Below are 13,100 nucleotides of genomic sequence, written 5' to 3'. Positions count from 1 at the left end.
CTGCTTTATGCTATTCCAGCTCTTCAGTGACCTGACCATAAATCAGTAGCGTGAACACACCTGTACCGCCAATAATATTGCCGATAGTGGTTGGGATGAGGAAAGTAAACAGATACTTGCCAATAGAAGCTTCTCCTTGCCAGACCAGGTAGGACATTTCTGTAGAACCAACCACTACATGAGTAAAGTCACCCAGTCCTATCAAATACGTCATAAAAAAGATGAGCAGGAATTTATTACTGACCGAGGGCAACATCCAGACCAATGCTGCAATTAATAGACCTGACATAATGCCTTTAAGCAGATTCTGGGTTGCAGAAAAGGAGCCCACATGATGTGCGAGTTCATCCAATGCTTTGTCAATATCTGGAGTAAACAGGTGAGTAGTTAGGAAAAATAAACTCGCCAAAGCTGTTCCAATAATGTTGCATAGAATCACAATGCCCCATAAGCGTCCCACTGCTCGTAATTTATCGAAAGTAAAGGGATTAAATAAAGGCACAACTGTGGTGATAGTATTCTCAGTAAAGAGTTGCATGTGACTCAAAATAGCGATCAAGAACCCAATGGTATAACCCACATTAGTGATTAAATCGGTCCAGACTGCATCAGCTGGGAGATAAGCAGCAATAATCGCTTTAAATACAAATGAAAAACTGATGACTAAACCTGCGGCAATCCCTGAAAAGATCAGTGCAGTTGTTGGACGATCAAGCTCTTCGGCACCATCACGGCGGATAATTTCATAAACTAAACGGGGAGACAGTTTCTCATGTTCTTCAACTGCCATTTTTTCACGCCAGCTTAAGGTTTTCTCGACTTTCTTTTCCTCTATTTCATGGTCCATTAGATTTACTCCTCACTGAATAAATATCTTATATTTATTGTTTTATTTATTGTTAAGGCAGTGTTCAGGATAAATCTAGTCTATTCATAACAGCTTTATGTGTCTTTTTATAAATTGAATGCACAATGGCTGGATCATCAACAACAAGATTAAAGAAAAGTATAAGCTCTTAAAGTACGGATGAGCGCCATATAGTCGCCTTGAGAGGCTTTAGCAATAACAGATTCAACCTCTGCCTGACTCCAGCCTTGTTTTAAGGCAGTAGTGCTAAAGTTGTTTAATAGGACAAGAGGATTTTCACCAAAATGGATTGGATGACCCGTTACTCTCTTTTCAAGCTTAGATAATTCCATAGGTTCACCCTAGTTTTTAAATTTAATTATTGTGAAGTGCTTTGTGTTTTTTTAGATTTTAGTGTTTTAAATTAAGCTTATGCAAGTGTTAATTTATTGAAATAGACAAATCTGTCTACATTGTTTGGGGCGCATGGCGCTGAATATAAAAAACCGGGCTTTGGCCCGGTTTTTTTATGAAGTTTTACTGATTAGATGTCAGATAAATCTACGCCTAAACGAGCAGCAACTTCTTCATAAGCTTCAACAACACCGCCTAAACCTTGACGGAAACGGTCTTTGTCGAGTTTCTTCTTAGAGTCTTTATCCCATAAACGGCAGCCGTCTGGAGAGAACTCATCACCAAGCACGATGCGGTCATGGAAAACACCGAATTCAAGCTTGAAGTCCACCAAAATCATGTTGCCTTCAGCAAATAATGCTTTTAATACATCGTTTACTTTATAAGTTAAAACTTTCATTTGTTCTAACTGTTCAGCAGTCGCCCAACCTAAAGCAATCGCTTGAGATTCGTTAACCATTGGGTCGCCTAGACCGTCATCTTTATAGAACAATTCAAATGTAGGAGGAGTTAACTCTTTACCTTCTTCTACACCTAAGCGACGGCATAGAGAACCAGCTGCGTAGTTACGAATTACACATTCAACTGGAATCATTTGAAGTTTTTTAACAAGCACTTCAGTTGGAGAAAGCAATTTTTCAAAATGCGTTTCAATACCTGCAGCAGCAAGTTTTTCCATGATGAAGGCGTTAAAACGGTTGTTCACCTTGCCTTTACGATCTAGTTGTTCGATTTTTTCGCCGTTGAACGCAGAGGCATCATCACGAAAGACTAAAATCAGATGGTCGGCATTGTCTGTTTCATATACAGATTTTGCTTTACCAGTATAGAGCAAGGTTTGTTTTAACATGAGGGAACCTTTTTAAAAAAAATGCCTAGTAAACGACTAGGCTGGCCAATTTTGGTAAATCTGGTTTAGCACTTCAGCAGCCACATCTGGGCTTGCAAAAGTGTTATCTACATTAAAAAGAGCAAGAGTATGACTAGAACCTACACCAGTAAGTTTAAGTACATAAGTATTGTCATTTACTTTAATCGTCGCTTGATTACTACCTTGAGCGATGATGTTGAAATTTAAAGTACTTAACGTAGCTTTGGTGTATTGCCAGATCTCGGCTGTATTTCCATCAACTTTTAACAACGGGTTTTTATTACCGTCAGTCACAAGCTGAGGACGTCCAAGCGCAGTCGTCGTTTGAGCAGAGGCATCTAGTGTCGCATTACCTTGCGTTTGTTCAGGGCGTGGCAGGGCATAGCGGTTGCCACGCTTGTTTTCAAACTTCGGTGCGTTATCGATAGCGCGCTGTTCTACAGTTGGTGCAGGATACAAAGGTGTCGCTGGTCGTACAGTTGCATCGGCAGGATATTCAAGCGGGGCGAGTTGCTTGGCATTTTTATAATCTAAAGAGTGATTATTAATTGCGAAGCGACCACAACCAGCTAAACTTAAGGCTGAAACTGCAAGGACTAAACCAAGACGTAATTGCATCATAAATTGCTCTTATTAAATAATTCCCGCATCTTTTAGGGCATTGCGGAGAGGTTCGCGATATTGCTCAGCGAGAGGAGTGAGTGGTAAACGAATACCAGTATCAATCAGTCCCATCTCATGTAGTGCCCATTTCACAGGAATTGGGTTTGATTCGCAAAATAGAATATTGTGTAAATTTGCAATCTTATTGTTAAGCGTCTTCGCTTGTTGTTCATCTTTGGCAATCGCAACAGCACATACTTCACTCATTGCTTTAGGTGCAACATTTGCAGTAACCGAGATGTTGCCGTCAGCGCCAAGAAGCATAAGTTCCCATGCTGTCTCATCATCACCTGAGTACACAGCCATCTTGCCGTTTAATGCCTCAATTAAAGCTTTACCACGAGGTACGTCACCTGTTGCATCTTTAATGCCAACAATATTCGAGATCTCTGCTAAACGTACAGCTGTGTCGTTTGAAAGGTCTACGCCAGTACGACCAGGTACGTTATAGAGAATAAGCGGTAATTCAACAGCTTCAGCAATCGCTTTATAGTGTTGGTAAAGGCCTTCTTGGGTTGGCTTGTTATAATATGGTGTTACAAGTAAAGCTGCGTCAGCACCGAGGTCTTTAGCAGCTTTAGTTAATTCGATTGCTTCACGGGTTGAGTTTGCACCAGTACCGGCAATAATTGGAATACGTTTATTGGCTACACGAATAATTTCTTTAATAACCTGTGTGTGCTCTTCCATGCTCAATGTTGAGGCTTCGCCGGTTGTACCGACGGCTACAATACTGTTTGTACCTTGTTCTATGTGCCACTCAACCAGCTTCTCAAGACCCTTCCAATCTACACCGCCGTCTTTCAACATGGGTGTGACGATTGCGACGATTGAGCCTTGAATGGTCTGTGCTTGCTGAGTCATTTTTAAAAATATCCTATTTATCCATCCGAATCTGAGGTAAGAAAAACAAAATGTGGGATGGTTGCAGTATTTTGATTGTCCAGTTCTAACAATAACAGATTGTTGAATGACAATTATGCAAATTATGACTGATCAGACGCATAAGAACAATACGCCTAACGGATAATCGCGATGTAAACTTGAGGAAAAGATAGGATGTTTTCATTATTGCGCGCTAAGAATACCCAGTAAACATAACAATACGGCTTGATTCGACTGAGCCTTACTTAATATGGGCTTTTTTTGTGGCAAGATAGAATGCAATTTCCCAGTTGGGATTGAAGATGACATGAAAATGAATAAACAACCACAAAATGCGGTTTTAATCGTAGTTGATGTACAAAATGGTTTTACACCGGGTGGAAATTTAGCAGTCGCCGATGCCGATATAATTATTCCAACGATTAACCAACTTGCTGGTTGTTTTGAAAATGTCGTCCTGACTCAGGACTGGCACCCGGATAATCATATCTCTTTTGCAGCCAATCATTTGGGTAAGCAGCCATTTGAAACCATTGAACTCGACTATGGACAGCAGGTGCTTTGGCCTAAGCATTGCGTACAAGGTACTCAAGATGCCGAGTTTCATCCTGATTTAAATATTCCGACAGCTCAACTGATTATCCGAAAAGGCTTTCATGCTCATATTGATAGCTACTCGGCTTTTATAGAAGCTGATCACTCTACAACGACGGGTTTAACAGGTTATCTAAAAGAGCGCGGTATTGATACGGTTTATGTGGTCGGAATTGCTACGGACTTTTGTGTAGCATGGACTGCTTTAGATGCAGTTAAGCAAGGTTTTAAAACTTTAGTGGTTGAAGATGCTTGTAAAGGGATTGATCTGAATGGTTCTTTAGAACAAGCTTGGCAAACCATGCAGCAGCAAGGTGTTGTCCGTATTCAGTCGACTGATCTGTTGAGCGAGTTTTAAGTATATTGCTCTAGTTTTTAACTTTCATATTTTAATTTTTAGGGATAGAAAGTATGGATGCATTCCTGCGCTTTACCCAATTTATTCAAAAAACTTTTGCCCTATGGGTGATTGTTTTTGCAGCATTGGCACTATGGCAGCCTGAACTTTTTGTCTGGCTCAAAGCGTACATTCCATGGATTTTGGGCATTATTATGCTTGGCATGGGAATGACCATGACTGTAGACGACTTTAAAGGTGTATTACAAAGCCCTAAAGCGGTATTGATTGGCGTGGTAGCGCAGTTTGTCGTAATGCCGGGCTTAGCATATGCTCTATGTAAATTATTTAATTTACCGCCTGAAATTGCGGTTGGGGTCATTTTGGTGGGTTGTTGCCCAGGGGGAACGGCGTCAAACGTAATTACCTATATGGCTAAAGGCAATGTGGCTTTATCGGTGGCCTGTACATCGGTATCAACACTTTTGGCACCGATATTAACCCCTGCGATTTTCTATCTGCTTGCCAGCCAATGGCTAAAGATTGATGCAGCCTCGATGTTTATTTCGATTTTGCAGGTGGTGCTACTGCCTATTGTGATTGGTTTGATTTTAAGAACATGGCTTAAACGTCAGGTCGAATCTTATATTCAAGTCATGCCTTTAGTTTCGGTCATTGCAATTGTAGCGATTGTGGCCGCGATTATTGGTGGAAGCAAAGCAGCAATTTTACAGTCGGGTTTGCTTATTTTGGCTGTGGTGATTTTACATAATGGGCTTGGATATTTATTAGGTTTTACCGCAGCGCGTTTCTTTAAATTACCTTATGCGGACAGTAAGGCGATTGCTATTGAGGTGGGGATGCAAAACTCAGGCTTAGGTGTTGCACTTGCAGCAGTCCATTTTGCTGCTTCTCCGATTACAGCTGTACCAAGCGCAATTTTCAGTCTTTGGCATAATATTTCTGGGCCAGCGCTTGCGACTTATTGGGTAAGTAAACACAAACAAGAATAACTGTATAAACAACATTCATTAGGAAAGATGGCCAAACGAATAGTTTGGCCTTTTTATTTAAAGCATATTTTAGGGGAGCTAAAGCTAGAACTGGTATGTCTTTTGCTTTGAATTGATGCACTAAAAATAACGTGAATATGAGTATAAATCGTAAAGAAAAATAAGGCATTTCCTTGATGAATCAGATTTTTAAATTATTTATTCCCATGCTCTCAAGCAATTTAATTCTAGTTTTAAGTGGATTGGTTGATATTGCTTATGTAGGGCATTTTAGTAACGATCATGTAGCAGCATTATCGGTGACCTTATCTTTATATACAGTGGTTTATGTCATTGGTATGGGGATTCTGCAAGGTGTGATGCTCAAGCTCTCAGAAGCTTATGGTTGCCATAACATACCACGCATTCGTCAAATTTTTATTCAAGGCATCTGGCTAATGTTATGTTCGGCATTGCTAAGTATTGGCTTGCTCTACTTGTTCCGTGATTTGCCCAAATTGTTTGGTGCATCGGAACATGTTGTTTCAATTACTAAAAACTGTATTTGGGCTTTGGTATTTATTTTACCTGCCCATTTACTGATGCGCTTATTTACAGCTTTATCTCAGGTCACTGAAAATGCGCATAAGGTTTTACTATCAGATAGCATTTTCTTCATTCTTAAAATTATTTTGTCCTATCTTTTGATTTATGGTGTCGCTTTATTTTCAATTCCGCCACTCGGTGCCATAGGGGCTTTGTTAGCTACTCTCATTGTACGGTGGTTTATGTTGGCTGTTTACTACCTGTTTTTTCTGGAGAAAAGATACATCTTTATTGAGCATCCCGAACAGTCAGTTGAAGATAGCCGCCAAAGTCTGCGTATGATTTTAAAAATAGGTATCCCGACTGCGATCATGGCGTTGATGGACGTCGTTGCATTTTGTTCGGTTGCTATTCTGATTTTGCCTTTTGGGAGTGTGGTGTCAGCGGCACATCAAATTGTCGCGAGTACTGGCGGCTTCATGTTTATTTTTCCTTCGTCAATTGCCTCGGCTTATAGCATTTTGGTGTCACGATCTATGGGCAGCGGGAACATGCAAGAAGCGAACAAAATTGCCAGACAAAGTATATGGGTGATTATGGCAGTGAGTGGCAGTTTGTCCCTGTGTTTATGGTTGGAACGGGATTTAATTGTCACGTTATATTCAGATGATTTGGCTGTTCAGATTTTGGCTGCATCGTTGTTGTTGATTGTGTGTCTGTCTCACTTTCTAGATGGCTTAATGACGTTATTGACCTCTTTGTTGCGTTGTTGGGATGTGTCGATTTTACCAATGCTGATTTTCTTGGTCGTGGTGTTATGTTTCGGATTAGGCGGTGGTTGGTGGATGGCCTACAAAGGACTGTATTGGCAAGATATCTCGATTTCTGCGATGGGAATTTATGGTTTCTGGTGGATGGCTGCCATAAGCTATTTAGTGGCTTGTATATTGAGTGCCTTCTGTTTCCATTTTAGAAAACAATTAAGAGGATTTTGATTGAGCAGACAATGATTAAAGAGGATGTTCTACTAACCAATCTTCAATCTCGTTTTCAGAAATTACTTCAAAGCCATGGCGCTGCAAAAGTGCTGTGGTGATTCCAACTCCCGTAATTTTCTCACCTTGAAAAGTACCATTATAAATTTTTTGGCTACCACAAGATGGGCTATTCTCTTTTAAAACCACACAAGTTGCTTTTATTTGCCGAGCAATTTCTAGAGTGCGGTAAGCACCTTTTAAATATAAAGCTGTCACATCTAAACCAGATGAATCGGTAATTTTTGCTTTGCCATCAAGCACATCTTGACCTGTACCTCCCACAATTTCTGCGGGTAAGCGGGGAGTGGTAAAACCACCTAATAGCTCTGGGCATAATGCATGGGCTTTTTTATTGATTAATAGCTGCTTAAGTCGGGTATTTGGGCAGGATTTACCATCATATCGAACAGGTTCACCAATTAAACATGCGCTGACTAAAAGCATAGTTTTCCAAACTCAAAGCAAGAGAGATTTTTGAAGATAAAGAATCATAAACAGAATATCGAATATGACAATTGATTTTAAAAACAGGCAAATTAAAAGATTACTAAAATTATGCAATTCATAATTAAGTTATGTATTGCATAATTTAATTGTTTTTAGTAGCATCTAATTCAAGGTAAATGGCCATTGGAGATCCAACAAGGATGTTGGTCTCCATAAATCTATAAATGATTTTTAGGAAAAGACGATTTTTAAAGGTTTATTGAAAAATCTCAATCGTACTTTTAGATAACAAAGGACAGTGTGTATGGAAAATAAACACCACATGGAACGGAAATTAATCATCAAAGGCTCCACGCTCATCATATCTTCATTTTAATGATTCGTTTTTTTCTCATAGGATGCGTTGGGTTAAGGCATTTTGACGGTTCAAATACTCACCTAATGATTACGTATTCTATAGAGAAAGGAGCTGAGTTCATCAGCAATAGAGATAAACGGAACAGGTAATCACCAGAGGGAAACTAGATGGATATTTTAGAGAACCCATTAGAATTATGCGGTTTTGCATTTATTGAGTTTGTTTCAAAAGAAAATGAATTAGATCCAGTTTTTGAAACAATCGGCTTTTCAAAAGTAGCCAAGCATAAATCGAAAGAAGCGTACTTATGGCGTCAAGGAAATATCAATATTATCCTGAATTATCAGCCAGAATCTTATGCTTCATTCTTCTTTAATGAACATGGTCCATCTGCTTGTGCGATGGGTTTCAAAACACGTGATGCAGCAAAGGCTTTCCAAAAAGCAGTAGAGCTTGGTGCTGAACCAATGTATTCAAAAGTTGGGCCAATGGAGCTCAACATTCCGGCAATTAAAGGTATTGGTGGTATGCCAATCTTTTTAGTTGACCGTGATATTTATGAAAATGACTTTGTTTTCTTTGATGATGCCGAGAAACGTCCAGTAGGGGCAGGCTTAAACGAGATTGACCACTTAACTCATAACGTCTACAAAGGCCGTATGGAGTATTGGGCAAACTTCTATGAAAAAATCTTTAACTTCCAAGAAATTCGCTACTTTGATATTAAAGGTGAATATACAGGTTTAACGTCTAAAGCATTAACAGCGCCAGACGGTAAGATCCGTATTCCGTTAAACGAAGACTCTGACAAAGGAAACGGCCAAATTGCAGAGTTCCTATCTGACTTTAATGGCGAAGGTATTCAGCATATCGCGTTTATTTGTGATGACTTAATCTCGACTTGGGATAAGTTAAAAGGTCTCGGTCTGAAATTTATGACACCACCGCCAAATACCTATTATGAAATGCTACCAGAACGTTTACCTGATCATGGTGAGCCGACTGAAGAGTTAAAACAGCGTGGTATTTTGTTAGATGGCAACACTAAAGATGGTCAGAAGAAACTGTTATTGCAAATTTTCTCTGAAAACATGATTGGTCCAGTTTTCTTTGAATTTATTCAACGTAAAGATGATGATGGCTTTGGTGAAGGTAACTTCAAGGCATTATTTGAGTCGATTGAACGTGACCAGATTCGCCGTGGTGTTTTAGAAACTAAATAAATAAGCTGAGCTTTATTCCTGATCTTAAAAAACCAAGAGTTTGATCTCTTGGTTTTTTTATGGCTATTGATTAGCGGCTTTTAATATATTGATTGATGAGCTGCACTTCATTTTTCAAGATTTCAATCGTTTTACTGTGAGGGTCGACTGGTAAAAACATTTCACTATCCAGTGCGACAATACAAAACTCAATGCTCTGGTTTGAGTTAAATACAGGTAAACCTACCGCATTAATTCCCGTCAGTAAATCACCTTTCGCTGCCGACATTTGTTGCTGGCGAATGGTGTCTTTAAGCTCTGTAAATGCTTGCCAGTTTTGCGGTGCGATGTGCAGACCAAGTTCTTGATGCTTTTGCCATTCCGCTTCCATTAAGGGACGAACAAAATGTTCTGGAAGATAAGAAGCAAATAGACGTCCCGCAGCAGAATTGACTAAAGGCATAATCGAGCCGACTTTAGTCACAATTGAAATAGGGTGGTTTGATTCAATCGATTGAACCACGACAGGGCCCTTTGGTGACCATTTACTAATTTGTATACCGCAACCAATTTTGTTTTGTAGGTCATAAATTAAATGCTGTACCAGCTGTAGTGTGTCGCTATGCTGGACACAGTTGAGACCTAAGCGCCATGCCTGATCACCTAAAGCATATTGTCCGTCATCAAGCTGTTTTGCATATTCCATACGAATAAGGCTGACCAGATAGCGGTGAACCTTGGCAGGATGCATTTCGAGCTTGCTCGATAGATCTTTGAGAATAATAGGTTGATTGTGCTCTAAAAGGGCGTTTAGTACAGATAAACCGACTTCAAGTGATTGAACCCCCCCAGATACTTTTTCTTCAATCATTTAAATACCCTTAATAAATTTACTTCAGCTGTTAAACAGTGACGATCAAAACATAAATTGAAATTGGCGCGTTTTACATCATGCCTGAGCCTAGTGAAAAATAGAAATCACCTTTTTCTATTAGCGAAATTGACATGTTTAATAACCAACAATTTTCTAAAATCACCATGCTCTTATTTATAGCGCAATTTTCTAGAAATTTAGCGGTTTTAAATAATATAAATCGGCATTGATATAGAACTGCTCTTAAAACAATTCTAATCAATGCCGATTTTTTATTACGCTCTTTAAAAATTAGGTTCCTAACTCTTCTTCATGCAAGAAATGAGTATGGTGCGGAGCGCGTTTGGTTTTGCTCCATTCCTCTAGCATTTCAGTTTTCATTTCTTCTGTAATTTTTGCAATTTTTTCTTCAGCATGAGCATCGTTATAAGTTAGTTCTAAACGATGGCCATTTGGGTCAAAGAAGTAAATTGAGTGGAAAATGCCATGGTTAGTCACACCTAAGACTTTCACGCCATTTTCTTCTAAATGTTGCTTGGCAGCCATCAACGCATTTAAGTCTTCAACTTCAAAAGCAATATGTTGTACCCATTGAGGCGTATTTTCGTCTCGGCCCATTTCTGGTTGAGTTGGCAATTCAAAAAATGCCAAAACGTTGCCTTGACCAGCATCTAAGAATAAATGCATATATGGGTCAAAGGCTTTAGTTGACGGCACATGGTCCTCAGCAAAAGCTAAAATAAAGTCCATGTTGAGCATTTTTTTATACCACTCAACAGTTTCTTTCGCATCCTTACAACGATATGCAACGTGATGTATTTTTTTAATGGCAAATGTCATATTAAAACTCCTTTTTACTATTCCCAATCTGGTTGTTGTTCTGGCGCCGCGTTATAAAAGGCTGGGATAGACAAACAATGGTGATAAATCGATTCAATTTTTGGAAACGCAGATAAATCAATCTTGAAGCGTTTCGCGTTGTAGACCTGTGGAATCAGACAGCAATCGGCAATTGTTGCTTGTTGTCCAAAGCAAAATTGTCCATTTGAATCTTGAAGTTGCTGTTCGAGATTTTGAAAGCCTTCAATAATCCAGTGCTGATACCAATAATTTTTCTGCTCATCTGAAACATTTAAGTCATTTTTTAAATATTTCAGTACGCGTAAGTTATTTAATGGATGAATATCGCAAGCGATTGCTTGAGCAAAAGCGCGAACTTTTGCTCTCTCTTGCACATCACTTGGAAGTAATTTGGTTTCTGGATATTGTTCATCTAGATATTCCAAAATACTTAACGATTGAGACAAGGTTAAATCGCCGTCAATTAAAGTCGGAACTAGAGCACTACGGTTTAACTTTAAATAGTCTTCGCTTTGCTGTTCGTTTTTTACCAGATGAACTGGAACAGTCTCATAAGCTAATCCTTTAATGTTTAGACCAATCCGTACTCTGTAGGCTGCAGAGCTACGAAAGTAACTATACAGCTTCATAGTCAGGCTCCGAAGTTTCTGCAAAATCGAAATTTAATGCAGGAAGGACTGTATTTCGAACTTCACCGAAGCCAATGCGAATACCATTTTTCTCACAGTGACCTTTCATAATGAGTGTATCGCCGTCTTGCAAGAAACCACGAGTTTCACCATTGGCAAGTGTTAAAGGCTTGGTGGTGTTCCATGTAAGCTCAAGCAAGCTGCCATACGAATCTGGTGTAGAACCTGAAATAGTACCTGAACCCATTAAATCACCAACCTGAACGTTACAGCCGCCAATGGTGTGGTGAGTGAGCTGCTGAGCCATAGACCAGTACATATATTTGAAATTAGTTTGGCAAATCACGTCAGCTTGTGCCGATTTCGGGCTTTGAATTTCAACACTCAAATTAATGTCATAACTATTCGCGATATTTTCTTGTAAATACGCTAAAGGTTTAGGCTCTTGTTTTGGGCCTTCCACTTTAAAAGGCTCAAGTGCTTCAAGTGTAACTACCCAAGGTGAGATGGCACTAGCAAATGATTTTGAATTGAAAGGGCCTAAAGGCACATATTCCCATTGTTGGATATCGCGTGCTGACCAGTCATTGAGTAATACCATTCCAAAAATATGGTCCCAAGCATTTTCAATCGAGATCGGCTGGCCAAGCTCGGTTGGTTTACCTATAACAAATGCTGTTTCAAGTTCGAAATCGAGTTTACGTGTCGCTGAGAAAACTGGGCGCTCTTCATTGGGAAGTTTAATTTGTCCAGATGGACGCACGACTTGAGTGCCACTGACTACCACAGAGCTAGCACGACCATTATAACCAACAGGCAATTCAGTCCAGTTTGGCAGTAAAGCATTTTTAGGGTCGCGGAACATACATCCCACATTGGTTGCATGTTCTTTAGAAGAATAGAAATCGGTATAACCAGGCACTTGAAGTGGTAAATGCAACGTAACGCTGTCTTGCTTAACCAAAACTTCCTGACGCAATGCTTCATTTTCTTGAAGCGTTAAATTTTCAACCGAGAGAAGAGACTGTAGTGTTTTACGAACTTTTGACCAGTTGGCTTTGCCAGACTCGATAAATTTATTGAGTGTAGGCTGGTTAAAGTATGTGTCTTGTTCTGAAAGTTTTAAAAGACCGTGCTTTTCAAGAGCAGCGAGATCAATCACCCAATCACCAATAGCTACACCAACTTGACGCTCACTTTCGTTAGCTCTGCTAAAAACACCGTAAGGCAAATTATGAATAGTGAAATCTGATTGAGGTGAAACTTCAATAAAAGAGTTTAGTTTTTGTTCCATTTTCGCTTCCTTGTCTTTATCTCGGGTCTTATACAAATAAAAGTTCGGTCTAGGACTGAGCTACTCAATAAGTTTTAACCTTTGCTTAGATCATCTTTTGTCTTATGAGTTTGATATAGACCGAGCACAACCAATTGCTTCATGTCTCTATAATACTGAATTCATCAAATTACGCAATACATAATTTAATTACACATTTCATAATAATTGTCATTTCTTGTATTTTCTGTTTTCATTCGCGGTCATGAG

Annotated in this window: 14 protein-coding genes; 4 read left to right on the top strand and 10 right to left on the bottom strand. The window is 39.4% G+C overall.

Translation table 11 applies throughout. The features are described from left to right. Positions 1 to 10 precede the first annotated feature (10 nt). From AW165_RS05080 to dapA, 5 genes are all read right to left on the bottom strand, one after another. Positions 11 to 847 (bottom strand): formate/nitrite transporter family protein, encoded by an 837-nt coding sequence (locus AW165_RS05080; RefSeq protein ID WP_060465143.1) that lies wholly within the window; start codon positions 845 to 847, stop codon positions 11 to 13. 149 nt (positions 848 to 996) lie between these two features. After that, positions 997 to 1,200 carry a hypothetical protein gene (locus AW165_RS05075; protein ID WP_060465142.1) on the bottom strand — a complete coding sequence of 68 codons (204 nt, stop codon included), beginning with the start codon at positions 1,198 to 1,200 and terminating at the stop codon, positions 997 to 999. A gap of 191 nt (positions 1,201 to 1,391) precedes the next feature. Further along, a complete protein-coding gene (gene purC / locus AW165_RS05070; protein WP_002119240.1) occupies positions 1,392 to 2,111 on the bottom strand; it encodes a phosphoribosylaminoimidazolesuccinocarboxamide synthase in 720 nt (239 codons plus the stop codon). Positions 2,112 to 2,147: 36 nt separating this feature from the next. After that, on the bottom strand, positions 2,148 to 2,750 hold the full coding sequence (locus AW165_RS05065) for a hypothetical protein (RefSeq protein ID WP_002119179.1): 603 nt from the start codon (positions 2,748 to 2,750) through the stop codon (positions 2,148 to 2,150). A gap of 15 nt (positions 2,751 to 2,765) precedes the next feature. Then, the gene (gene dapA, locus AW165_RS05060; RefSeq protein ID WP_017386188.1) at positions 2,766 to 3,659 is read right to left on the bottom strand and encodes a 4-hydroxy-tetrahydrodipicolinate synthase; all 894 of its coding nucleotides are present in this window, start codon (positions 3,657 to 3,659) and stop codon (positions 2,766 to 2,768) included. Between the two features lie 328 nt (positions 3,660 to 3,987). Here dapA and pncA point away from each other — a divergent pair, with 328 nt between their 5' ends. The 3 genes from pncA to AW165_RS05045 all read left to right on the top strand — a co-directional run bounded on the left by pncA (position 3,988) and on the right by AW165_RS05045 (position 7,144). Further along, positions 3,988 to 4,632, top strand: a complete 645-nt coding sequence (gene pncA / locus AW165_RS05055; protein WP_060465168.1) for a bifunctional nicotinamidase/pyrazinamidase — start codon at positions 3,988 to 3,990, stop codon at positions 4,630 to 4,632. A 53-nt stretch (positions 4,633 to 4,685) separates the two neighbouring features. Beyond that, on the top strand, positions 4,686 to 5,624 hold the full coding sequence (locus AW165_RS05050; RefSeq protein ID WP_057069158.1) for a bile acid:sodium symporter family protein: 939 nt from the start codon (positions 4,686 to 4,688) through the stop codon (positions 5,622 to 5,624). Between the two features lie 176 nt (positions 5,625 to 5,800). Continuing rightward, positions 5,801 to 7,144, top strand: coding sequence for an MATE family efflux transporter (locus tag AW165_RS05045; protein ID WP_060465141.1), 1,344 nt, complete (start codon positions 5,801 to 5,803; stop codon positions 7,142 to 7,144). 15 nt (positions 7,145 to 7,159) lie between these two features. Here AW165_RS05045 and AW165_RS05040 read toward each other — a convergent pair whose 3' ends face one another. Continuing rightward, on the bottom strand, positions 7,160 to 7,630 hold the full coding sequence (locus tag AW165_RS05040) for a DUF523 domain-containing protein (RefSeq protein WP_017398970.1): 471 nt from the start codon (positions 7,628 to 7,630) through the stop codon (positions 7,160 to 7,162). Between the two features lie 528 nt (positions 7,631 to 8,158). Between AW165_RS05040 and hppD the strand changes: the two genes are divergently transcribed. Further along, positions 8,159 to 9,214 carry a 4-hydroxyphenylpyruvate dioxygenase gene (gene hppD / locus AW165_RS05035; RefSeq protein WP_017398971.1) on the top strand — a complete coding sequence of 352 codons (1,056 nt, stop codon included), beginning with the start codon at positions 8,159 to 8,161 and terminating at the stop codon, positions 9,212 to 9,214. 70 nt (positions 9,215 to 9,284) lie between these two features. On the opposite strand, the gene AW165_RS05030 is transcribed toward hppD, so the two are convergent. The 4 genes from AW165_RS05030 to fahA all read right to left on the bottom strand — a co-directional run bounded on the left by AW165_RS05030 (position 9,285) and on the right by fahA (position 12,851). Further along, positions 9,285 to 10,064 (bottom strand): IclR family transcriptional regulator, encoded by a 780-nt coding sequence (locus AW165_RS05030; RefSeq protein ID WP_032005049.1) that lies wholly within the window; start codon positions 10,062 to 10,064, stop codon positions 9,285 to 9,287. 294 nt (positions 10,065 to 10,358) lie between these two features. Continuing rightward, entirely contained in the window at positions 10,359 to 10,907 is a 549-nt protein-coding gene (locus AW165_RS05025; protein WP_002119119.1) for a VOC family protein, read from the bottom strand. Positions 10,908 to 10,924: 17 nt separating this feature from the next. Then, entirely contained in the window at positions 10,925 to 11,557 is a 633-nt protein-coding gene (gene maiA / locus AW165_RS05020) for a maleylacetoacetate isomerase (RefSeq protein WP_014207986.1), read from the bottom strand. Continuing rightward, positions 11,544 to 12,851, bottom strand: a complete 1,308-nt coding sequence (fahA, locus tag AW165_RS05015; protein ID WP_060465140.1) for a fumarylacetoacetase — start codon at positions 12,849 to 12,851, stop codon at positions 11,544 to 11,546. The genes maiA and fahA overlap by 14 nt, the downstream gene beginning before the upstream one ends. Positions 12,852 to 13,100 lie beyond the last annotated feature (249 nt).

The organism is Acinetobacter sp. LMB-5 (assembly GCF_001541635.1).
In the GTDB taxonomy this organism is placed as follows: Bacteria; Pseudomonadota; Gammaproteobacteria; order Pseudomonadales; family Moraxellaceae; genus Acinetobacter; species Acinetobacter pittii.
This window is presented reverse-complemented; position numbering and strand designations above follow the sequence as displayed.

Excerpts from the sequence above, each read along its gene's own strand:
- AW165_RS05030 (WP_032005049.1), bottom strand. The coding sequence starts at position 10,064 with ATGATTGAAGAAAAAGTATCTGGGGGGGTTCAATCACTTGAAGTCGGT.
- AW165_RS05050 (WP_057069158.1), top strand. The coding sequence starts at position 4,686 with ATGGATGCATTCCTGCGCTTTACCCAATTTATTCAAAAAACTTTTGCC.
- maiA (WP_014207986.1), bottom strand. The coding sequence starts at position 11,557 with ATGAAGCTGTATAGTTACTTTCGTAGCTCTGCAGCCTACAGAGTACGG.
- AW165_RS05065 (WP_002119179.1), bottom strand. The coding sequence starts at position 2,750 with ATGCAATTACGTCTTGGTTTAGTCCTTGCAGTTTCAGCCTTAAGTTTA.
- AW165_RS05040 (WP_017398970.1), bottom strand. The coding sequence starts at position 7,630 with ATGCTTTTAGTCAGCGCATGTTTAATTGGTGAACCTGTTCGATATGAT.
- AW165_RS05025 (WP_002119119.1), bottom strand. The coding sequence starts at position 10,907 with ATGACATTTGCCATTAAAAAAATACATCACGTTGCATATCGTTGTAAG.
- fahA (WP_060465140.1), bottom strand. The coding sequence starts at position 12,851 with ATGGAACAAAAACTAAACTCTTTTATTGAAGTTTCACCTCAATCAGAT.
- purC (WP_002119240.1), bottom strand. The coding sequence starts at position 2,111 with ATGTTAAAACAAACCTTGCTCTATACTGGTAAAGCAAAATCTGTATAT.
- hppD (WP_017398971.1), top strand. The coding sequence starts at position 8,159 with ATGGATATTTTAGAGAACCCATTAGAATTATGCGGTTTTGCATTTATT.
- AW165_RS05080 (WP_060465143.1), bottom strand. The coding sequence starts at position 847 with ATGGACCATGAAATAGAGGAAAAGAAAGTCGAGAAAACCTTAAGCTGG.
- dapA (WP_017386188.1), bottom strand. The coding sequence starts at position 3,659 with ATGACTCAGCAAGCACAGACCATTCAAGGCTCAATCGTCGCAATCGTC.
- pncA (WP_060465168.1), top strand. The coding sequence starts at position 3,988 with ATGAAAATGAATAAACAACCACAAAATGCGGTTTTAATCGTAGTTGAT.
- AW165_RS05045 (WP_060465141.1), top strand. The coding sequence starts at position 5,801 with ATGAATCAGATTTTTAAATTATTTATTCCCATGCTCTCAAGCAATTTA.
- AW165_RS05075 (WP_060465142.1), bottom strand. The coding sequence starts at position 1,200 with ATGGAATTATCTAAGCTTGAAAAGAGAGTAACGGGTCATCCAATCCAT.